The sequence below is a fragment of the Lacrimispora sp. 210928-DFI.3.58 genome, assembly GCF_020554865.1.
GTDB lineage: Bacteria > Bacillota > Clostridia > Lachnospirales > Lachnospiraceae > Enterocloster.
The window spans coordinates 21,374-43,608 of record NZ_JAJCIC010000028.1; the positions used below are offsets into that span (position 1 = coordinate 21,374).

Annotated in this window: 19 protein-coding genes; 7 read left to right on the plus strand and 12 right to left on the minus strand. The window is 51.6% G+C overall.

What is annotated here, in order from left to right; translation table 11 throughout:
* Positions 1–4 precede the first annotated feature (4 nt).
* The 11 genes from LIZ87_RS15990 to thrC all read right to left on the minus strand — a co-directional run bounded on the left by LIZ87_RS15990 (position 5) and on the right by thrC (position 15,418).
* Complete coding sequence (locus LIZ87_RS15990; RefSeq protein ID WP_178313727.1) at positions 5–910, minus strand: LysR family transcriptional regulator; 906 nt, start codon at positions 908–910, stop codon at positions 5–7.
* The gene (locus LIZ87_RS15995) at positions 907–1,992 is read right to left on the minus strand and encodes an iron-containing alcohol dehydrogenase family protein (RefSeq protein WP_227148383.1); all 1,086 of its coding nucleotides are present in this window, start codon (positions 1,990–1,992) and stop codon (positions 907–909) included. The genes LIZ87_RS15990 and LIZ87_RS15995 overlap by 4 nt, the downstream gene beginning before the upstream one ends.
* Before the next feature lie 13 nt (positions 1,993–2,005).
* A complete protein-coding gene (locus tag LIZ87_RS16000; protein ID WP_227148385.1) occupies positions 2,006–2,761 on the minus strand; it encodes a precorrin-2 C(20)-methyltransferase in 756 nt (251 codons plus the stop codon).
* A gap of 2 nt (positions 2,762–2,763) precedes the next feature.
* Positions 2,764–4,098 (minus strand): AAA family ATPase, encoded by a 1,335-nt coding sequence (locus LIZ87_RS16005; protein WP_178313734.1) that lies wholly within the window; start codon positions 4,096–4,098, stop codon positions 2,764–2,766.
* A gap of 113 nt (positions 4,099–4,211) precedes the next feature.
* On the minus strand, positions 4,212–4,952 hold the full coding sequence (locus LIZ87_RS16010) for a polysaccharide deacetylase family protein (RefSeq protein ID WP_178313736.1): 741 nt from the start codon (positions 4,950–4,952) through the stop codon (positions 4,212–4,214).
* 314 nt (positions 4,953–5,266) lie between these two features.
* Positions 5,267–7,045, minus strand: a complete 1,779-nt coding sequence (locus LIZ87_RS16015; RefSeq protein ID WP_227148387.1) for a GH25 family lysozyme — start codon at positions 7,043–7,045, stop codon at positions 5,267–5,269.
* A gap of 122 nt (positions 7,046–7,167) precedes the next feature.
* Complete coding sequence (locus LIZ87_RS16020) at positions 7,168–8,232, minus strand: N-acetylmuramoyl-L-alanine amidase family protein (RefSeq protein WP_178315586.1); 1,065 nt, start codon at positions 8,230–8,232, stop codon at positions 7,168–7,170.
* 111 nt (positions 8,233–8,343) lie between these two features.
* Positions 8,344–10,248: a phosphotransferase gene (locus LIZ87_RS16025; protein ID WP_178315588.1), complete on the minus strand. Its 1,905-nt coding sequence runs from the start codon at positions 10,246–10,248 to the stop codon at positions 8,344–8,346.
* A gap of 334 nt (positions 10,249–10,582) precedes the next feature.
* Positions 10,583–12,697 carry a glutamine synthetase III family protein gene (locus LIZ87_RS16030; RefSeq protein WP_227148389.1) on the minus strand — a complete coding sequence of 705 codons (2,115 nt, stop codon included), beginning with the start codon at positions 12,695–12,697 and terminating at the stop codon, positions 10,583–10,585.
* Between the two features lie 253 nt (positions 12,698–12,950).
* Entirely contained in the window at positions 12,951–13,814 is an 864-nt protein-coding gene (fba, locus tag LIZ87_RS16035; protein WP_178316668.1) for a class II fructose-1,6-bisphosphate aldolase, read from the minus strand.
* Positions 13,815–13,924: 110 nt separating this feature from the next.
* Positions 13,925–15,418 carry a threonine synthase gene (gene thrC / locus LIZ87_RS16040; RefSeq protein WP_178316667.1) on the minus strand — a complete coding sequence of 498 codons (1,494 nt, stop codon included), beginning with the start codon at positions 15,416–15,418 and terminating at the stop codon, positions 13,925–13,927.
* Between the two features lie 250 nt (positions 15,419–15,668).
* On the opposite strand from thrC, the gene LIZ87_RS16045 reads away from it, so the two are divergent.
* The 7 genes from LIZ87_RS16045 (at position 15,669) to LIZ87_RS16075 (ending at position 20,847) form a co-directional block, all read left to right on the plus strand.
* On the plus strand, positions 15,669–16,400 hold the full coding sequence (locus LIZ87_RS16045) for an amino acid ABC transporter ATP-binding protein (protein ID WP_334301013.1): 732 nt from the start codon (positions 15,669–15,671) through the stop codon (positions 16,398–16,400).
* Positions 16,401–16,483: 83 nt separating this feature from the next.
* Positions 16,484–17,398: a transporter substrate-binding domain-containing protein gene (locus LIZ87_RS16050; RefSeq protein ID WP_227148391.1), complete on the plus strand. Its 915-nt coding sequence runs from the start codon at positions 16,484–16,486 to the stop codon at positions 17,396–17,398.
* 140 nt (positions 17,399–17,538) lie between these two features.
* A complete protein-coding gene (locus LIZ87_RS16055; RefSeq protein ID WP_178315974.1) occupies positions 17,539–18,267 on the plus strand; it encodes an amino acid ABC transporter permease in 729 nt (242 codons plus the stop codon).
* Positions 18,261–18,923, plus strand: coding sequence for an amino acid ABC transporter permease (locus tag LIZ87_RS16060; protein ID WP_178315975.1), 663 nt, complete (start codon positions 18,261–18,263; stop codon positions 18,921–18,923). Before LIZ87_RS16055 ends, LIZ87_RS16060 begins: the two co-directional genes overlap by 7 nt.
* Positions 18,924–18,932: 9 nt before the next feature.
* Positions 18,933–19,532 carry a cytidylate kinase-like family protein gene (locus LIZ87_RS16065; protein ID WP_319638593.1) on the plus strand — a complete coding sequence of 200 codons (600 nt, stop codon included), beginning with the start codon at positions 18,933–18,935 and terminating at the stop codon, positions 19,530–19,532.
* A 122-nt stretch (positions 19,533–19,654) separates the two neighbouring features.
* Positions 19,655–20,479: a DNA/RNA nuclease SfsA gene (locus LIZ87_RS16070; RefSeq protein ID WP_227148393.1), complete on the plus strand. Its 825-nt coding sequence runs from the start codon at positions 19,655–19,657 to the stop codon at positions 20,477–20,479.
* A 101-nt stretch (positions 20,480–20,580) separates the two neighbouring features.
* Positions 20,581–20,847, plus strand: a complete 267-nt coding sequence (locus LIZ87_RS16075; RefSeq protein WP_227148395.1) for a FeoA family protein — start codon at positions 20,581–20,583, stop codon at positions 20,845–20,847.
* A 95-nt stretch (positions 20,848–20,942) separates the two neighbouring features.
* On the opposite strand, the gene uraA is transcribed toward LIZ87_RS16075, so the two are convergent.
* Positions 20,943–22,202: a uracil permease gene (gene uraA / locus LIZ87_RS16080; protein WP_178316724.1), complete on the minus strand. Its 1,260-nt coding sequence runs from the start codon at positions 22,200–22,202 to the stop codon at positions 20,943–20,945.
* Positions 22,203–22,235: the final 33 nt, after the last annotated feature.

The following is a 22,235-nucleotide window of genomic DNA, read 5'->3' on the forward strand; positions in this document are numbered from 1 at the left end:
GCTGTTAATTATCCTGGGTCTGAAAGCGTTCTTTTAAAAAGCTGATAAACGTTTTCAGCTTCTTCTCATTTTCCCTGCGCCATACCAATATCACACTGGCGCTGATCTGGTTTTCCGCATTTGGCAGGGGACGCATGACCAGACGGTCCCCAAAATGATGGTAGAACTCCTTGAAGCCAATGTGGACGCCTTCATTGGCAAGAAGCGCCAGCTCCAGGCTGTTGATATTTTCATAATAGCGCGTCTTTTCCAATATATGCTCCTTTTTTGAGATCATTTCAAACAGGCTGCGTTCTGCCCCGGAGAAAAAGTCCTTATATAAGCTAAGCAGCGTCTCACCCTTAAAATCCGCTAAGGTCAGCTTCTCTTTTTCTGCCAGTGGATTCCGTTTGGAAAGGGTGAGGTACAGCGGAAGCTTCTTTAGTATAAAATAGCCGCATTTTTCTTCCAAATGCTCATAGACAGACGTATAGCTTACTGTCATCAGGATATCCATGTCACTGTTAAACAGCTCCTTTACCCCAAAGAACTCGTTGATCTCAAATTCCGTGTTTGGATTGCACTCCATATAGTCAGCCAGAATTCCGGTTGCCAGCTCTACAATACCCGGCATTTCAAGAACCGTCATGCGGATACGGCTCTTGGCGCGCTCACCTTCCTCCCTTGCCATACCGACGGAATCCCAGATCTCCTTTGGGATATCTCTCCAGCGCCAGAGAAGGAGCTCGCCGCTCCTGGTGAGCCTGACCTCCCTTGTGGTCCTGTCAAACAGCTTCAGCTCCAGCTCCTTTTCCAGGGCTGCGACCTGACGGCTTAAGCCCTGCTGGGAGATGTAGAGATGATTGGCTGCCTCTGTGAAATTAAGTGTCTGGGCCACCTCCAAAAAGCATTCAATCTGATGGATCGTCATAGTCCCATGCCCTCCAAACGCCCAAAGGCGGCCTCCAGCATGGCCTCTGTCACAGGATAGGGATTGTGCTGCACATCAGGCATGGAAGCGATCCTTGGCAGGACAGTCATAAGCTTCTCCCAGGTAAGGCCGATATCAGAAAGCTTCACCGGAAGCCCCGCCTCCCTGTGGAATCCATAAAGGCGCTCAAATTCCTCTTCGTTTCCATCCACAAGCAGGAGCACCAACACACCGTAACCCACCACTTCTCCGTGGAGATGATACTGTTCAATCTCAGGAAATGCAGTCAGCGTATAAAATACCGCGTGGGCCAGGCCTGTATTGTAGTCAATAATGTGTTCCGCCGTCACAAGATTGGATACAATGCCCGTTGTGACAACAATGGACAACACGACCTGCTCCAGCTCATAGGAGGCATGGCCCTCCTCATTGTCCTTCAATGCCTGAATGCCATAGGAAAGAATGGGATCAAGGCACATGCGGGCGATCCGGATCCCCAGAGCCGTGTAATGGGGAAGGGATTCTCCTCTGGAGCTCACCTCGGATTCAAAGTATTTTGCGTAGGTATCTCCCATGCCGGCCCACATGTAGAGGCGCGGGGCCTTTGCGATCACAGCCGTATTGATAAACGCGTGGAGGGCCGGACGCTCAAAAAAGTGAGGTCCCTTAAAGGAGCCATCCGGATTGTAAATGATCGATACCGCTGTGGTGGCCGCACAGGTGGAGGCAATGGTCGGAAATGTAAACAGTGCCTTTCCCAGACAGTTTGCCAAGCATTTGCCTGTGTCCAGAGCCTTTCCTCCCCCTACCGCAAATATCATGTCAGCCTTCCGGACAGACGGAGCCTTTTCCAGACGCTCTACATTTTCATAGCTGGCCTCCCCTCCATACCAAAAGACCTCCAGTATCCGAAGGCTGCTGCCTGCGATCCCCTTTCGGATCCCAGGCTCTGCTGCTGCCAGGGCCCGGTGTCCTCCTATCAGCACGATGGCAGAGCCATAGGGCGCGCAGACAGACGGGATCTGACTGTATATGGTTTCTCCGATGGAGTAGCTGGGTAAGTACATGCTGTAATTTTCCATTCTCATTATCTCCTCATTCCACGATCAAAATTGTATAATATCCGGCCTCTTTGTCCACCTCTTCCAGGCTCTTAAACGTGCGTTCGCCTTCCATGCCGCAGCGCTCTACGCCCTCTGCACGGCAGCCCTTTTCGATCAAAAGCTCTTTTACCTGGCCTATGCGGCTTCCCGCCTTCATGAGGACCTTGACTCCCGGATACTCCAGGGCTTCCTCAATGTGGTAGGAGGAGGGCAGGATGTGGAGCTGCTGCCCTCCCATTGCCAGAGGGCGGCCCAGCCTGGCCGCTGCCGCGCAGAAGGAGGGCACGCCGCTTATGATCTCTGCCCTGAAGCCGGCCTTTCTCACAGCCTCGACTACATAGAGGGAGGTCCCATACACAGTGACATCCCCCAATGTGAGCCAGGCAACGTTTTTCCCGGACTCAAGGCAGCTTATGATGGACTCTGCCGCCTGTCTGTGACTTTGCTTTAACACGTCCCTGTCCTTTGTCATGGGCATGGAGAGATAGAGGAACTCCTTCTTATCTAAATCCGGCGTCACGGGAGCGGCAATGCGGTAGGCTGCACATCTTGCCTTGAGTGCCTCCTCATCGTTCTCCTCCATCGATTCTTTATCACGCCTTGTACCGTCCACGGACAGGGCTACTGCCTGGCACTCTCCGATGGTGCGGATGGCCTTGATCGTCATAAGCTCCGGATCTCCCGGACCCGTGCTCACACAGTATAAGCTTCCTTTTGTCATCTTCTGATTCCTTCCAATTTTCTCCAATTTTATTTCATTTCCGGCTCATCGTTTTTCAGCCATTCCATATGCGCCTTGATCCGCCGCTCATACCCATTGTCAGAGGGTTCATAGAATACGCTGCCCTCCATACCGTCAGGGAGATACTGCTGCTTTACATAATGCTTCGGATAATCATGGGCATATTGGTAGCCTGCTCCGTGTCCCAGCTTTTCTGCCCCCTTATAGTGCTTATCCTGAAGATGGACCGGAACCGGCATGGTCCGCTTTGTTCGCACGGCCTCCATGGCATTGAAAATGGCATTGCAGGAAGCGTTGCTCTTAGGAGCGGTGGCCACATAGATGGCAGCCTGTGACAGGATCAGCTGGCTCTCCGGCATGCCTACCCGTTCCACGGCCTGGGCCGCGCTCACCGCCACCGTCAGGGCCTGAGGGTCTGCATTTCCCACATCCTCTGCGGCGCAGATCATGATCCTCCTGGCAATGAACTTAATATCCTCGCCTGCGTAGAGCATCCTGGCCAGATAGTACACAGCTGCATCCGGGTCCGAGCCCCTCATGCTCTTAATAAAGGCGGAGATGGTATCATAGTGGTTGTCCCCGTTCTTGTCATATCGCACCGCCCGCTTCTGGATACATTCCTGGGCCACATCCAGGCCGATATGTATTTTTCCGTCAGCTGACTGGTCTGTTGTCAGGACCCCCAGCTCCACTGCATTCAGAGCCGCCCTGGCATCCCCATTCGCCGTATCTGCCAGGAAATCAGCTGCCTCCGGCGTGATCTCGGCATGATAGGAGCCCATGCCCCGCTCCTTGTCATAGACAGCACGCAGGATGAGCTCCTTTATATCCTCCTTTTCCAGAGGCTTCAGCTCAAAGATCCTGGACCGGGACAGCAAAGCCCCGTTCACCTCAAAATAAGGATTCTCCGTGGTTGCACCGATGAGGATCAGCGTCCCGTCCTCCACAAAGGGCAGCAGATAGTCCTGCTGGCCCTTGTTGAACCGGTGGATCTCATCTACAAAGAGGATGGTCTTTCTTCCGTACATCCCCAGGCTGTCCTTTGCCTCATTTACAACCTCTTCCATATCCTTTTTGCCTGCCACTGTGGCGTTGATCTGCTTAAAATCAGCGCTGGTGGTATTGGCGATCACCTTGGCCAGAGTAGTCTTTCCGGTACCGGGAGGGCCGTAAAAGATCACGGAGCCCAGCTTATCTGCCTTAATGGCCCGGTAAAGCAGCTTATCCTTTCCAATAATATGCTGCTGCCCCACTACCTCGTCCAGTGTTCTTGGACGGAGCCTGGAGGCAAGGGGAGATTCCTTCTCCATCGTATTCTCCCTCATATAATCAAATAAATCCATGCAGTATCCTTTCTCTTACTATAAAAGTCCTGCCGCCGGATAGGCGGCATGTGTTCAGATATGCCAAATGCGCCCGCCGGGCGCATGAAGGCCTGTCAGACAAGCCTCTCTGCTCAGTCGATCAGAAGCTCATCCACTGTCACAAATGTATATCCTCTGTCCTTCAGCTCATCCACGATCCTCAGAGCCGCCGATACAGAAGTAGGAAAAATGTCATGCATTAATATAATATCCCCTTCCTCGGCATCTTTCAAGACCCGCTTTACAATCCTGTCGGAATTGCGCAGCTTCCAGTCCAGGGAATCTACGGACCAGAGCACTGTTGTCAGATCTACCTGGCACTCCAGCTCTTCACGCCAGTCTCCATAGGGCGGCCTCAGGTAGCGGGGGCGTTCCCCGGTGATCTCCTCGATCAGACGGCTGGTGTCATCCACAGCCCGGCATACGGCTCCTGTCCCGGCCTTTGACAGCTGCACGTGGCTGTAGCTGTGGTTTCCGATAAGATGTCCCTCTTCCTGCATTCTCTTTATGATCGCCTCATTGCCCTCTATATTCTGCCCCATGAGGAAAAAGGTGGCATGTACCCCCCGCTCCTTTAATCCGTCCAAAAGCTTTGGGGTGCAGACAGGATGTGGGCCATCGTCAAAGGTGAGGGCAATGCAGCGGTCCACCTTTCTGTCCGGCTCCGGCTGTATTGTCTGATTCCCAGTATTTTCCAGTCTCCATTCCCCCTCCTCTGCAGATACATGGACATGGCCGGAGGAAAGAGCCGCTGTCCTTACCATTGCAGTGAGCAGGAATACATCTGCCGCACACAGGAGGGCAAACAGCCATATCTTATATTTCAGTTTCACAGGCCTTCCCCTTTTCGCTCCTACTATACTCTAACCCAGTATATGAGCCTCCGGGACCTGAAAATGCAGGTACCCTCTCCCAAAAATGGCAAACACTTCCCCGGTACCAAAAAGAAGCGGCAGGAAATCTCCGCTTTACTTTCCTGCCGCTTTACTATAAAAGTCCCGCCGCCGGACAGGCGGCATGTATTCAGGTATGCCAAATGCGTCCACCAGACTTTCGCGGTGCGGTGGCGCATCCACCCGCTGGACGCATGTAGGTTTGCTGCAAACGTACGCTGCTGGGCGCATGTAGGTTTTGGATATCATTTGATTCATCCGCCGATGGGGATGATCACCGCACCGGGCCCCTCCAGCGTTCCTTCGGATGCGCCTCCTGCGCCACTGCCTTCCGGCTGCTCATTCTGAACCGCTGTCTGGTCCTGTCCCTCTGCTGCCTGGGGGGCCGCATTCTCCGCTGCCTGGGCTGCCGGGCTTAAAACGCCTTCGCCGTTTGCCTGGAACAACGTACCGTTGATATCCAGCACTGTCCCTGCTGCCATGATCCCGGTGGAAGGATCCAGATAATAATGAAGTCCTCCCACCTCCACCAGGCCTTTTGCCATGGCTCCCGAACCATCAAAATAGTACCAGGCTCCTTCCATCTCGCGCCAGCCTGTAGCCATGGCTCCTGAGCCTCTGAGATAATATTTGTTCCCGCCGTCATCCAGCCAGCCTGTCTGCATCACGCCCTCAGAATTAGAGTAATACCAGATTCCCCCGTCATTGATCCAGCCCTTTGCCAGCACACCGGAGCCGTCAAAGTAATACCAGCTTCCGTTCTCCTGCCTCCAGCCTGCTGCCCTGGCACCGGAGGGATCAAGGTAATACCGGCTGCCGCCGTCATTCAGCCAGCCTGTCTGCATCACGCCTTCGGAGTTGGAATAATACCAGGCTGCCCCGTCATTGATCCAGCCGGTGGACAGTGCGCCGGAACCGTCAAGGTAATACCAGGAGCCATTTTCCTGCTTCCAGCCCGTAGCCATCTTTCCCGTATCCGCATCCAGATAATACCGTTTTCCTGACAATGTGATCCAGCCCTTAGAGGTAAGTCCCTCGCTGTCCATATAATACCAGCCGTTTCCATCATTGATCCAGTTGTTTTTCTGCTTTACATAATTCTGATAATAATAGGTATTGCCGTTAATGGTCCTCCATGTATTGGCAGGGATCACAGAGGAGAAATCCCGGAATTGGAAATCAATGTCCACATTGCCGCTTATTCCTTTCACGGATCCGCTGCTGGTGGCCTGCCACATCACCGGATTCTGGTATGCCGGCCTGGCAGAATACCTTGCCACCCATACAGGATAGTTCATAAGGCTCATATCCAGCTTGTTGGCCAGCCAGTTGTCATTGGCATATATAATAGGATAATATCCGGCCTCCGATATCCTTCTGCAGAAGGCATTGGCAATGTCCGCCAGCTCTGCCTTTGAGAGTAATCCCTGAGTGGAGTCTTCCATATCAAAGGCAACGGGATAGGATACGGGATAATCGTGGATCAGGTTCAGCACAAAGTCCGCCTCCTCCACCGCCATCTGGGTGGTGGTGGCAAGGGAATAGATATAGACGCCCACCTTGATGCCTGCTGCACTGGCCTTCTGTATATTGGTGTGGAAATAGGGATCCACAGCACCCTTTGACCTGGTGCCCAGCATCACAAAGGACACATCATCGGATGCCACCTGGTTCCAGTCAATATCTCCCTGCCATCTGGACACATCGATGCCCCTGGCCAGCACATTGCTTATGGCGCTTCCGTCAGACATCTGATAGACTCCATTCACCCGCTTCCAGGCATTGGGATTTGTCTGAACGGCGGCGGATTGGGAAGAATCCGTGTTTGCCGCCCCAGCTGCTGTCTGGCTCTGCCCTCCTGACGGGCCGCTCCCGGGTCCGCCGGAACCTACGGATGTGATCACTGCACCTGAACCAGACTCCCCAGGACCTATTGCCATTGCATTGGCGGCAGGCAGCAGGGCGCCTGCGCCGATCATACCAGCCAGTGCCAGGGACCGGCATCTTTTCATCATACGCGTATTTATTTTCATCGGTCTGCTCCTCTTATCTATACCTGTAAATCCAAAAGGAGGTGAAGCAGTCACAGCCGCAACACCCCCTTATATCCATTTAAACGTACTGCCTTCAAAACAAGCTTTCTATATTGTGCTCATCAGCCCGGACCATCCGTGCGTCCAGGAGCCAGTGTTGTGCCCGATGGACTGGTCGTATTCGTGCTTGTAGGACTGGTTGTGGACACATTGGAGCTGCCGGAAGGAGAACTGTTGCTGGCACCTCTTGAGGAACCTGCCACGCCAGGTCCTCCGTTCACTCCGGTTGCGCCGCTTCCTGTGGACGTGGTCCCAGGTGTCTGTGCAGACACGCCGCCTGCATTCTGGCATGCACCGCTGACATCAAAGGTGTAGTCAACACCGTTGATATTGACCGTAGTTCCTGCGATCATGCGTCCCTCATTAGCAGGATTCAGATAATAATACTTTCCGTCCACCTGGATCCAGCCGGTCATCATGTGGCCGTTGGTGTTAAAGTAGTACCAGGAATTGTCAAGCTGCTTCCATCCCGTAGCCATCTTTCCGTCACTGGCATCCATGTAGTACTTGCTGCCCTCGCTGTCTGTCAGCCAGCCAGTCAGCCTGCGTCCGTCTGTGTTCAGATAGTAGTAGTCCTTGTCCACCTTTGCCCAGCCGGTCATCATCTTTCCGTCTGTTCCAAACAGATACCAGTTATCCTTGATCTGCGCCCAGGAGTTTACCACGCATTTGCCGTTGCTCTGGAAATAATACCATGCGCCCTCCATCTCTCTCCAGCCGCTGGCCATAGAGCCGTCGCCGCGCATAAAATAGTAATCTGTCACATTGTCTTTTGTGATCTTCAGCCAGCCAGTCACCATGGTGCCGTCATCCAGCATGTAGTACCATTTGCCGTCCTCCGGGTTGATCCAGCCGGTCGCCATAAGGCCATTGGGCCGGAAGAAGTACCACTTGCCGTCAATCTGCTTAAAACCTGTGGTCATATGGCCGTTGGACAGATCCATATAGTAGCGGCCTTCGCTTGTATCAAGCCAGCCTGTATACGTTTGTCCGTTATAAATATAGGTCCAGTGGTCATTGGACTTTGCCCAGCCGTCCTCAGCGTAAGCAGTAAAAACAGTTCCGATCGACATCACACTGATAATACCTGCTGCTGCAAGAGCTGCAACGTATTTTTTACGTCCCATTTCTTCTCCTCCTTGCAATTCCCTTTCTATTATGATATCCAACAGGATAATATGTCCATAGCCTAGTAGTTATTGTAACACATCCCGCCTGTATTTGAGATAACAATTTTATTACAATTTTCGTAATTTGCGATAATATTTCTTCGCGTAGCGATACATGATGATGGTGTATTCTCCGAACTCCTCGCCCAGAGCCTTTTTATAAACAGCCCAAAGGCTCCACAGAAAGCCTCCCAGGGCAGCGCAGCCATAAAGGACGCCGTACTCCTCCTTCTCCGGCTCTCTTCCCAGATACAGCTTTAACAGCCGCTCCATCTGTTCCTCATTATAATAGGAATAAATGGCACACATGGAAATGTCCATTATGGGATCGCACATGCCCGCATATTCCCAATCCAGCAGTTTTACACCGCCGTCCTTTAAAAACAGGAAGTTATCCACATTGGCATCAATATGGCACAGGCATTCCGGGCGCTTCATAGCCTCCAGCATATCCATGATCTGATCCATCCACTCCCGTACCTGGGCGTAGTCCTCAAACAGGACTCCTCCGTGGCTTTTGCACAGCGTCTCATAGAAGCCTATGCGCTCCCGGATATCAAAGCGGTGGCCTACCCGGATGCCGGAATGGTGCAGAAGACGGAGCATATCCATGCATCGTTCCATATCCTCCCAGCTGTCAGCCTCTGCATTCCTGGCCTCCTCGTAGTAATCGGCGATCTTATATCCTGTCTCCGCATCCATATATACCACATGCTCCGTGATGCCCAGAGGCGCAATGGCATCATACACCTGCTTTTCCTGTCTCCTGTTGATCAGAAGCTCTGTGCCCGGACCAGGGATACGGCAGATGCAGTGCCTGTCTTTTACGCGGAAAAGGAACGACTTGTTCGTCATTCCTGATTTCAGGCATTTCAGATCATGGATCTCCGATTCCGGCGTCTGAAACACCTGGGCCACCAGCTTCATGGCCGTATTATCCGACTGGTTCTGATACTTTGTGTCAAAGAGGCGCAGCTCCTCCAGATTTTCAAACTCATATACCTGGTCCGGCTGCTGCCTGTTGGCAAATAGCTCGATCTCATCCCATCTGGAGGCAGGCCAGCCTGAGGCCTCCTCTGCCTTCTTAAGAAGGCCTGAGTCCTTCTCGCCGGCAGGGTCATCTTCCTTCTCCAGACGCCTCTTCGCCTCCCCCTTCAGCATGTCCACATAGACCTGTTCCCAGTAGAACTGCTCGGTACCCGGAGCATGATAGTAGGCTTCCAATACGGGCAGAAAGCGGGCGGAAAACTCCTTTGAGAGGTAAACCGGGCCATACATCACCCATTTGTCCCGTCCTCCCACATTGACATCGGTTATCTTCCCCTTTTTGTTGAAGGAAAGACACCACTCTTTTGTCTCCCCTTCCTGGAACACAGCACTGTACCAGGCGCCGCATTCATAGGCGTGATACATGTTCTCCCGCATCCAGTTGTCAGAGGACAGAATATACATATTCTTACCCCTAAGCACCTCCCTGGCCCTGTAGATCGTAGCCAGGGTATTTTTGCAGGAATACTCCGGATTGTAAAGGAGCTTTACATCATATTTATCGATCAGATATTCAAATTTCTCTTTCAGATATCCCACTGCAATGGTGATATCGTATACTCCGGCCTCGTGAAGCTGCTTGATCTGGCGCTCGATCATCCGCTCGCCAAACACCTCCAAAAGGCCCTTTGGCATCTCGAAGGTAAGGGGGACAAACCGGGAGCCAAAGCCTGCTGCAATGATCAGGGCTCCGTCCACCTTATACTCCTCCAAAAGCTGCCTTCCGGCCTCAAGAAGCCTCCAGCCCCGGCCCGGCTGGCTTTCGGCGCCTTGTGCATCTGCCTCTGCAATATACTGCCTCCCAATGCATTCCCTTACCAGCCCATTGACCGTTCCCAGTGAAAGGCCCAGCTGCTCAGCCAGCTCCCTCTGGGTAACATCCGGCTGCTCCAAAACCGCTCTGCATATAAGTCCCCATCTATCCATAACTGTCTCCATTCCGGCTGTATTTTTGTTCAAAATACTTTCATATTTAAAATATGTGAACATTATATCACATATAGAAAAAAACGCAAGCAATAAAAAGGGGGCTGCCGCGCCACATGCAATAAAAAAGAATCCTGCCCGGAGGGCTTTTTGTATCGCAGGAGACTCCGAAGGAGTTTCCTATGATATAAAAAACGCCGGAAACCGCATCATATTTCGCAGCTCCCAGCGCTTTTAAACTTATTTACCTAATGAAACCTATATGCGCCCAGCAGTGGAAGCACCACCACACCATAAAAGTCTGGCGGGCGCATTTCCCCTTGTAAAGCTTTTCTTAAACCTCAAAGATCAGATCGCCGTAGCTAGGCATTGGCCACAGATCCTTGTCAACCAGCATTTCCAGCTTGTCAACAGGCGCTCTTAAGGCTGCCATAGCAGGAACCACCACGCTGTGGTAAGCAACTGCCTTGTCTCTTCCATCGTCCATTGCGGAAGCCTTTGCAGTAGCCTCTTCCAGAGCAGACAGAGCTGTCTTTGCCTCGGTTAACAGGTCAGAGGTCTCAAGAAGGAGCTCTGTCTGTGTGCTGATATCAGCATCCGGGCATGCAGTCTTGACAGCGGAGATAGAAGCTGCCAGCTGTGTGGTGTATTTGATCGTAGCAGGGATAAACTGCTTGCTTGCCATATCGAACATGGTCCTTGCCTCGATGTTGATAGCCTTTGCGTAGTTCTCATACTCAACCTCGGCTCTGGATTCCAGCTCTGCCTTTGTGAATACACCGAACTCCTCGAAGAGCTTTACTGCCTTTTCTGTTGTCAGGGCAGGAATGGCGTCAACCATGGACTTGATGTTCGGAAGCCCTCTTCTCTCTGCCTCTTCTACCCATTCATCAGAGTAGCCGTTGCCGTTGAATACAACTCTCTTGTGAGCAGCCAGCATTTCCTTGATCATATCATGTACAGCCATGTCAAAGTTCTCAGCCTTCTCAAGCTTATCAGCAGCCTCCTTGAATGCCTCTGCCACGATGGTATTGAGCACAGTGTTAGGAGAAGCGATGGAGTCAGAGGAGCCTACCATACGGAACTCAAACTTGTTGCCTGTAAATGCAAATGGTGAAGTTCTGTTACGGTCTGTTGCATCCTTGTCAAGATCCGGAAGGATGTCAACACCTGTCTTTAAGGTGCCGCCGCTCTTAGAGTGGGTAGCTGCGCCTGTATCGCAGAGCTGGTCGATCACGTCCTCAAGCTGCTCGCCTAAGAAGATGGAGATGATTGCCGGCGGAGCCTCATTTGCTCCCAGTCTGTGGTCATTGCCAACATCTGCAGCAGACTCACGGAGCAGGTCAGCGTGAATATCCACGGCCTTGATGATGCAGGCCAGCACCAGAAGGAACTGAACGTTCTCATGAGGTGTATCGCCTGGGTTCATCAGGTTTGTGCCATCATCTGCGGTCAGAGACCAGTTGTTGTGCTTACCGGAACCGTTCACGCCTGCAAATGGCTTCTCGTGAAGAAGGCAGGCCATGCCATGGCGTCCTGCAACCTTCTTTAAGGTCTCCATCACGATCTGGTTGTGGTCAACTGCCTGGTTTACTCCCTCATAGATCGGAGCCAGCTCGTGCTGTGCAGGAGCAACCTCGTTGTGCTGTGTCTTAGCCGGAACGCCTAATTTCCACAGCTCCTTGTTGACATCGTTCATATATGCGCCGATGCGCTCACGGATAGCACCAAAGTAGTGATCCTCCAGCTCCTGGCCCTTTGGAGGCATTGCACCGAATAAGGTGCGTCCTGTATAAATCAGATCCTTGCGCTGTAAGTATTTTGCGCGGTCAACTAAAAAGTACTCCTGCTCCGGTCCTACGGAAGGAGCAACTCTCTTAGCAGTAGTATTTCCGAAAAGACGGAGGATCCTGAGCGCCTGCTCATTGACTGCCTGCATGGAACGCAGAAGAGGTGTCTTCTTGTCCAGTGCCTCGCCCTTGTAGGAGCAGAAGGAGGTTGGGATGCAGAGAGTAACGCCAATGGCATCTTCCCTTAAGAATGCAGGTGAGGAGCAGTCCCAAACCGTATAGCCCCTTGCCTCAAAGGTAGCGCGCAGGCCGCCGGAGGGGAAGGAGGATGCATCAGGCTCGCCCTTGATCAGCTCCTTGCCGGAAAATTCCATGATAACCTTGCCATCGCTTGGTGCAGAGATAAAGGAATCATGCTTCTCAGCAGTTACACCGGTAAGGGGCTGGAACCAGTGGGTGTAATGGGTTGCGCCGCGCTCGATGGCCCAGTCCTTCATGGCATGTGCTACCACATCTGCGATGCTGGGATCCAGCTCTGCGCCATCCTCGATGGTCTTCTTTAATTTCTTGTACACACTTTTTGGCAGACGGTCTTTCATGACGGCATCGTTAAATACGTTCTTGCCGAACATCTCTGCTACGTTGAATACTTCGCTCATAGATTTTCCATCCTCTCTTTTTGTTTTGAATTTTTCATAATCCAAAGATCCTCATATTGCTATATAATGTCTTTCAGCTTAATTTTATTAAGTGCAAGGCCTAATATAGCAAAAAGGCGTTCTCCCTGTGAGAGAGAACACCTTTGTTCTTTACTAAAATAAACCATTTCCCTTAAAAATGCAAGTGGTTTTTTCAATTTTTTGTATTTTTATTTTAATAAGCATTATGAAGCTGTATTAATAGCTGGGTCCATCAAGCCTTGCCGACAGAGCCGAACAGCTCCATCTTCTCTTTTACGGTTGCCTTGATCGCCTCTGCGCCTGGAGCCAGCAGCTTTCTTGGGTCATAGCCTTTGCCCTTCTGATCCTTGCCTGCTTCTACATACTCTCTGGTAGCTGCTGCAAAGGACAGCTGGCACTCTGTATTCACATTGATCTTGGCAACGCCCAGGCTGATAGCCTTCTTGATCATATCCTCAGGGATACCTGTGCCGCCGTGGAGAACCAATGGCATGTCCCCTACTGCTGCCTTGATCTGCTCTAATACGTCAAAGCGCAGGCCAGGCCAGTTCTCCGGGTATTTGCCGTGGATGTTGCCGATACCTGCTGCCAGGAAATCAATGCCTAAGTCAGCGATGGACTTGCACTCTGCAGGATCTGCGCACTCGCCTAAGCCTACAACGCCGTCTTCCTCACCGCCGATAGAGCCAACCTCTGCCTCTAAGGACAGGCCCATGGCATGTGCAACCTTTACCAGTTCCTTTGTTTTCTCGATGTTCTCCTCGATCGGATAGTGGGAGCCATCGAACATAATGGAGGAGAATCCTGCCTTGATGCATTTATAGCAACCCTCGTATGTGCCGTGATCTAAGTGCAGTGCAACCGGAACAGTGATATTCAGCTCTTCCATCATAGCCTTTACCATAGCTGCAACTGTCTTAAAGCCGGTCATATACTTTCCTGCGCCCTCAGACACACCCAGGATAACCGGGGACTTGAGCTCTTCTGCTGTAAGAAGTACGGACTTGGTCCACTCAAGGTTGTTGATGTTGAACTGTCCAACTGCGTACTTGCCTTCTCTTGCTTTCTCAAGCATTTCTTTTGCTGAAACTAACATGTTATACCCTCCTTGTAACTTTGTTATTTTCTTAACTTTGTTACTTTCTTAACTAACTTACTCCATTATAGCGCAGAACCAGGTAAAAAGGAAGCTGTTTTTATAAAAACCTAGATTCCGAGAATATTTTTTACAGTTTCCTTCATTCCGTCCACGGTGCACTCCCTGCTATGGCGGATCTCCGCATGGCGGATCTCCTCCACAGCCTTCGGAACTGCCACGCCTGAGAGGCGGCTTAAGGCATCAACCACGCCGAATTCATCCGGTCCTTCTGCTGCCTTTTCCCCGGCAATGGCCTCCATGACGCTGTGGGAGAACTTATAGGGGCTGGCCGTAGAAGCAATGACTGTCTTGGTGCTGTCGGCAGATTCCCTTTTATATTTCCCATAAACAGCTGCTGCCACACCTGTGTGGGTGTCAATGAGATAGCCGGTGCTGTCAAAGAGCTCCTTGATGGCAGCTGCATTTTCCTGTTCCGTGGCATAGCCGCCCTTAAAATCAGCCATAAAGGCGCGCATCTCTTCTGTCACCGTATAGCTGCCCTGCTCTGCCAGCTCCTTCATAAGCGCTGCATTGGCCTGGGCATCACAGCCTGTGCTCAAGTAGATCAGGCGCTCTAAGTTGCTGGAGATCAGAATGTCCATGGATGGGGAATTTGTAAGAATGAATTCCCTCTTTCTGTCATATGTTCCGGTGGTGAAGAAGTCGTACAGCACCTTGTTGTCATTGGAGGCGCAGATCAGGGTCTTTACAGGGAGTCCCATACGCTTTGCAAAGTATGCAGCCAGGATATTGCCGAAGTTTCCTGTAGGAACTACCACGTTGATCTCCTCGCCCTCTGCGATCTCCCCGCCCTCCAGCAGCCTTGCGTATGCGTACACATAGTAGACCACCTGGGGAACCAGCCTTCCGATGTTGATGGAGTTGGCGGAGGAGAACTGGAAGCCCTTTCCTGCCATTTCCTCTGCCAGAGCCTTATCTCCAAAGAGCTTTTTCACACCTGTCTGGGCATCGTCAAAATTGCCGTGGATCGCTACCACTGCTGTGTTGTCCCCCTTCTGGGTACGCATCTGCAGCTCCTGGATCGCGCTCACGCCGTCCTTTGGATAAAATACGATGATCCTGGTGCCGGGAACATCTGCAAAGCCTGCCATGGCAGCCTTTCCTGTATCGCCTGAGGTGGCTGTCAGGATCACGATCTCCTTTTCCGCCTGGTTCTTCTTTGCAGCTGTGGTCATGAGATGAGGCAGAATGGACAATGCCATGTCCTTGAAGGCAATGGTATTTCCATGGTACAGCTCCAGGAAATAGGCTCCGCCCGCCTTTGCCAGAGGCGCGATCTCCTCTGTGTCAAACTTGCTGTCATATGCTTTTGCGATACAGGCTTTCAGTTCATCCTCTGTAAAATCTGTAAGGAAAAGCTTCATAACCTCGTATGCTGTCTCCTGATAGGTCATGGATGCCAGCTTTTCTAAGGATATATCCAGCTTCGGGATCTCTGTGGGCATAAATAAGCCCCCGTCCTCAGCCAGTCCCTGAAGGATCGCCTGGGAGGCTGTCACGCCGGACTGTCCGCCTCTTGTGCTCTGATAGGATAATGCCATGATAATGTTCCTTTCTGAATCATTTTCTTACGATTTCGTTCTATGTCGGGAAAAGTTTAGCATATTTTAAATAGGGGTGCAACAGAAAAAAGTAAATTTTTCTTGACATTTGCCCTCAATGCGCCTATAATGCAAACCATTCATCAACCACATAGCTTAAAGAAAAAGAGCGAAGATGCTTTAGGGACCTTGTCCTTATTGCATCTTTTTTATTTTCTAAGCGTATTTCCGGAAGGCAGAGGTGACAATTATGCCAGATATGGTAAAAGTAGAACATTTAAAGAAGAATTTCGGGGACCTTGAGGTATTAAAGGATATCAACCTGACTGTAAAGGAAGGAGAAAAGCTTGTCATCATCGGCCCTTCTGGTTCCGGAAAATCCACCTTTATCCGCTGCATCAATTACCTGGAGGAGCCCACAGCAGGAACGGTTTCCATTGCGGGCACAGAGGTTACAAAGAAAAATCACCTGGAGATGGCAAAGAAATACTCCTCCATGGTGTTCCAGCAGTTTAACCTTTACCCCCACCTGACGGTGCTGGAAAACCTGACGCTGGCTCCCATAAAGCTTCAGCATATTTCCAAAAAGGAGGCGGAAGAAAACGCTCTCAAATGCCTGGAGCGCGTAGGATTAAAGGAAAAGTCAGGAAGCTTCCCGGTACAGCTCTCCGGCGGTCAGCAGCAGCGTGTAGCGATTGCCAGAGCTCTATGTACAAAGCAGCCTTTGATCCTTTTTGATGAGCCCACCTCCGCCCTTGACCCTGAGATGGTCCAGGAGGTGTTAAATGTTATGGTAGAGCTTGCCCACGAGAACATTACCATGATATGCGTTACCCATGAAATGGGCTTTGCAAGGCAGGTGGCTGACCGGGTGATCTTCATGGACGGCGGCTACATATTGGAAGAGGGCACTCCGGAGCACTTCTTTGAGGCTCCTGAGCATGAACGCACAAAGGCATTTCTTAGTAAGATCCTGCATTAGCGCACGGACTTTCTTTGATCCCTGTACAGGAAGCCTGTATTTCCTGTTTTGGATAATTTTTTTGAAATGAGGAGGAATTTATTATGAGAAAACATGTGTTATCACTGGCTTTGGCAGCCATCATGGCTGCATCCTTAACTGCCTGCGGCTCCGGCTCTTCTGAGACCACGGCTGCGGCCACCGCTGCGACAGCCGGGACAACTGCCGAAGCCGCAGCTGACAGCTCTGAAGAAAGCACAGAGGCCGCTGCTGCCGGAGAGGTAAGCGCAGATGTGCAGAAGATCATTGACAGAGGCGTATTAAAGGTTGGATGCAAATCGGATATTCCGAAGTTCAGCTTACAGAATACTGCTACCGGCGAGTATGAGGGCTTTGAGGATGATCTGGCCTACAACATTGCAGGTGAGATCTTCGGCTGCACTGCTGACGAGGCAAAGGAAAAGAAGCTGGTTGAATTCCAGGGCGTTACCGCAAAGACAAGAGGACCCCTTCTGGAGAATGGAGAGATCGATCTGGTGATCGCTACCTTCACTATCACAGAGGAGAGAAAGGAAACCTACAACTTCTCCACTCCTTACTATACGGATGCAGTGGGCCTGCTTGTAAATAAGGATTCCGGCATCAACTCCATTGAGGATCTGAATGGAAAGATCATCGGTGTTGCACAGTCCTCCACCACAAAGGACGGCTTCAAGGCTTATGTGGAGGAAAAGGGCCTGGATGTAAATCCTGAATTCCAGGAATTCGACGGCTATCCCGCACTGGCTCAGGCGCTGGCTACAAAGCAGATCGACTGCTTCTCTGTAGACCGTGCGATCCTGGCAGGTTATGTAAATGACTCCAACCAGATCCTGGAGGACCGCTTTGCTGAGCAGGACTACGGCGTAGCTGCCGCAAAGGAGAATACAGGGCTGGCTGAGCTGGTAGAGGGCAAGGTAACCTCCATGCTGTCTGACGGCTCCATGAAGGCTCTGCAGGATCAGTGGGGATTGCAGTAACAGCGCTCTTCGCTGTCTGTAACTGACAAAGACGATATTTATGGAGGGCGCTGCAAGATGACAGCTTTGACCGTCACCGGACTAAGCTTTCAGATTCTCAGGCGTCCTCCTGCATTTTTAATAAGCAAAGGAACGTTGTCATGATAAAAGGTCTTTTAGATGGAAAACGCTGGGCTGCCCTGTGGAAGGCAATCCCTGAATATTATGTACCGGGCTTCTTTATGACTCTGCGGACTGCTGCGGTAGGCCTGGCAGTTGCACTTGTGCTGGGGATCATTTTCGGCACCCTCTCCACCATGAAATGGAAGCCAGCAAAAATCCTGTCACGTATTTATGTGGAATTTATACAGAATACGCCTCTGGCGCTGCAGGTGCTGTTTTATTTCTCCATCCTGCCCATGCTGTTTTCCAGCTCCGGCTTCCGTATCCCGAAGTTTGTTCTGGGCGTGATCGGTGTCGGCATCTACCATGGAGCTTACATCTCCGAGGTCATCCGCACAGGCATTGAAGCGATCCCAAAGGGACAGTCCGAGGCAGCCGCCTCCCAGGGCTTTTCCTACATACAGACCATGTACTACATTATCCTGCCCCAGACCATAAAGATCATCATGCCGCCTCTTGCAAACCAGGCCCTCAATCTGGTAAAGAACACCTCGATCCTGGCAATGGTAGCCGGAATGGACCTCATGTACTATACGGACTCCTGGGGCTCTGAGAGGGGCTTTTTCGCCCAGGCCTATTTTACCAGCGCTCTGCTGTATTTCATCATCTGCTTTCCGCTGGCAAGGCTGGCACGCTATCTGGAGATCCGCTCCATGCGCCTCCCGGCGCCGAAAAAAAATCTGTTTGAGGAGGAAGGCGCATGTTAGAGCTGTTTTTACAGATTTTTACAAAGGCGAATGTAACCTTTATGCTTAAGGGACTGGGCATGACAGTGGCCATCGCCCTGTTCGCCACCATTATCAGCATGTTTTTCGGAACCATCCTGGCTCTCATCCGCACCTACAGCACGGGAAAATGGAAATGGGCCGGTACTCTGGTGGCTGCCTACACGGAGTTCTTCCGCTGTACGCCCAACCTGCTGTGGATCCTCTGGATCTACTTTACGGTCAAGGGAAATAAGATCGCAGTCTCCGTATTTGCCATCTCCCTGTTCACCTCTGCCGTTATGGCGGAGATCTTCCGCGGAGGCTTAAACTCCATACCAAAGGGACAGTTTGAGGCCGCCCAGTCCCAAGGCTTTCATTTTATCCAGACTCTCTGGTATATTGTCCTGCCCCAGACCTACAAGAAGGTCATCCCTGCACTTTTAAGCCAGGTGATCACAGTGATCAAGGATACCTCCTTCTTAAAGATGGTGGATGTGACAGAGTTCATGAGGAACTGTGCCGTCGTGATGGGCAGCATCTATGACGTGCGGGGCATGACAATGCTGTTTGCCTTTGAGGCGATCTGCTATTTTGCGATCTGCTTCACCTTGAGCTGCGTTGTCCGCAGCTACCAGAAAACACTCGTGACTGCATAAGGAGATTGGATGATGGAAAATTATACGATTACGATCACAAGAGAATTCGGAAGCCTGGGGCGTTCCATTGCCCGTTCCCTTTCTGAAAAGCTGGGGATCGAGTTTTATGACAGGGATATTGTGGATGAGGTCGCAAAGCAGCTGAACCTTCCTGTGTCCCGCATCAGCGAGGCCGAGGAAAAGGCCCATCACCGCCTGTTCTCCCATATGTTCCCTCTGGGCACGGACGAGGAGTATATCCAGGATATGATATTCGATGTGCAGAAGGACATTATCCTGGATCTGGCAGCAAAATCCAGCTGCATCATCGTGGGCCGCTGCTCTGATTTTCTTTTGCAGAATAAGAAGAACAATGTGAACATTTTCATCTATGCACCTTATAAGGAGAGGCTGGAAAACTGCATCAACATCCTGGATATGACGGAGGATCAGGCAAAGCGGATGATCATGAGCGTGGATAAGGCCAGAAATGCCTACCACAAAAAATATGCGGGATATCTGCCGGGAGACTCCCTGCACAAGCATTTCATGATCGACTCCTCTCTCCTGGGCGTGGAAGGGACGGCGGAGCTGATCGCCCAGATGGCAAGAGCAAAATTTAAGCTTTGACAACGTGTTCTAAATGGATTATCATCTATAGGAGGCAGCGCTTTTAAGCAGGAATGGTGCTTCATACCTGCTCTGGCGCAGGCCTCTTTTTCTATATAGGCGAAAGGAGCTTCCTGCTTTTTATGAGATATGAACATATTGTCAGAGGAATATTCAAAAGCCGCCCCAACCGCTTTATCGCCCATGTGGAGGTAAACGGAAAGCAGGTGGTGTGCCATGTGAAAAATACCGGAAGGTGCCGGGAGCTGCTGATCCCAGGCGTTCCCGTGTTTTTAGAGTTTCACCCGGAGGCCGGGAAGATGGGCAGAAAGACGGAGTATGATCTTATTGGTGTCATGAAGGGGGATATCCTTGTCAATATGGACTCCCAAGCTCCCAACAAGGTGGCCTGGGAATGGATGCAGGGGATGGCGCAGATGGAAAACGGGCAGAAAAGAAGGGAATATCTGCCGGGGCTTCAGCCTGACCGGCATGCCGAAAGTGACCGGTCTGGCGAAATGCTCTTCAGAGAACCGGGAAACGATCCCATACTCTGGCTCCCCCGAAATATCCGCAGGGAAGTGACCCACGGTGATTCCAGGTTTGATCTGGCTTTTACCTTGGAGAATAGAACAGAGGCCTCTCTAAAGCGCCCTGCATTCATGGAGGTCAAGGGCGTTACCCTGGAGCAGAACGGGCAGGCTCTGTTCCCGGACGCCCCTACGGAACGAGGCGTGAAGCATTTAAAGGGACTGGCAAAGGCCTGCCAAGAAGGATATGAGGCCTATGTGCTCTTTGTGATCCAGATGAAGGGGGTATCCTCCTTTCGCCCCAATGATGCCACACATCCCGCCTTTGGAGGAGCTCTCAGGGAAGCGGCAGCCGCAGGTGTACACGTGCTGGCCTATGACTGCGCCGCCACAGCAGATTCCCTGACAATTGATACTCCTGTGACAGTAACGCTGTAACGGCGGGCTTTGACGTTTCTGCTGCTGTATCCCTTTAAGCCGGAGCTGCATATACTATAGCAGACATCCGTCATCCTGTATATCAAGGAAGGACATGACCTATGGTATATCCCCTGTATGACATGAACCCCGGAGAGCGGGCGGAGGTGGTCTGGCTCATCAGTGAGCCGGAAATGTGCAGCCGCTTAAAGGCTTTGGGTTTTCTCTTTGGCGAGCCCATCACCTGTGTTCTCAAGGACAGTGCCCGCTCCATGGCTGCCTATGAGGTGCGCGGTGCTGTTATCGCTCTCAGGACTGCCAATACCCGTGAAATATTGGTGCGGAAGACAATGGGATCCGAAAAGTCCCCACTGAAGTTTTCTAAATAAACCTGCATGCCCCCGGCAGCAGGTCTTTTATCGTAAAAATGCCTGTTCCCAGACAGTATATGCTGCGGGACAGGCATTTTATTGTAATGTGGCGTTTATTCCTCCTGGTCGTTGGTGAGATGGAGCTTATCCAGCGCGTAGAACACCAGGCTTAAAGCCATGCCCACTACGCAGGCCAGAACCATGCCTGTGAGCTGGATATTTCCGATCTTCACAGCTGCACCGGAGAGACCGGTGACAAAGATAACGCTTGTGAGGACCTGATTGCGGTTTTTGGAGAAATCCACTCTGGAGTCCACCAGTATCCGCAGTCCGGAGGTGCCGATCATTCCGTAGAGCAGGAAGGAAATACCGCCGATAACAGGGCCTGGGATGGTACTGATCAGGGTAGACAGCTTGCCCACAAAAGAGCAGATGATCGACAGAATGGCTGCGCCTGCGATCACACGCACGCTGTACACCTTTGTCACTGCCATGACACCGATGTTCTCACCGTAAGTCGTGGTCGGCACAGAACCGATAAAGCCGGAGAGCATGGTGGAGAAATTGTCTCCGAACAAGGAGCGGTGGAGTCCCGGATCCTTTAAGAGGTCACGGCCCACGATCTTGCTGGTAACGACCTGGTGACCGATGTGCTCTGAGGCGATCACCAGGATGACCGGAAGGATGATCAGAATAGCTTCCATGTTAAACTTTGGCGCGGTAAAATTGGGGAGTGCAAAAATAGGGGCCGCCGCCACCTCATCAAAGTTCACCAGTCCGCAGACAATGGCTGCCGCATATCCCGCCAGCACTGCGATGAGGATGGGGATAACAGAGAGGAATTTGCGGAACAGGATGGAGCCGAACACAGCCGTGCCCAGCGTCACGATGAACACGATGGCCTTCTTCGGATCGATCACCTCATCCAAAAGGCCTGCATTGCTTGCTGCGCTGCCTGAGAGCTCTAAACCGATCAGCGCGACTACCGGGCCCATGGCTGCCGGCGGAAGCACCACATCGATCCAGTCCGTACCGAATTTGTAAACAATGAGTGCCAGGATACAGCCGCAGAAGCCCACTGCCACAAAGCCGCCCAGGGCATATTCATAACCGAAATTGCTGATCACAATACCTGCCGGAGCCAGAAAAGCAAAGCTGGAGCCCAGATAGGCGGGAGCCTTTCCCTTTGTCACAAAGATAAACAGCAATGTTCCCACGCCATTCATGAACAGAACAATGGCAGGGCTTATGCCAAAGAGGAAGGGTACCAGCACGGACGCGCCGAACATGGCGAACATGTGCTGGATGCTTAAAGGCACCAACAGCTTTAAGGGCACCTTTTCCTCTACCTGGATGATACGATGATTTTCCATTTTGAATCCTCCTTTGTTTTCCTCTATTTTGCT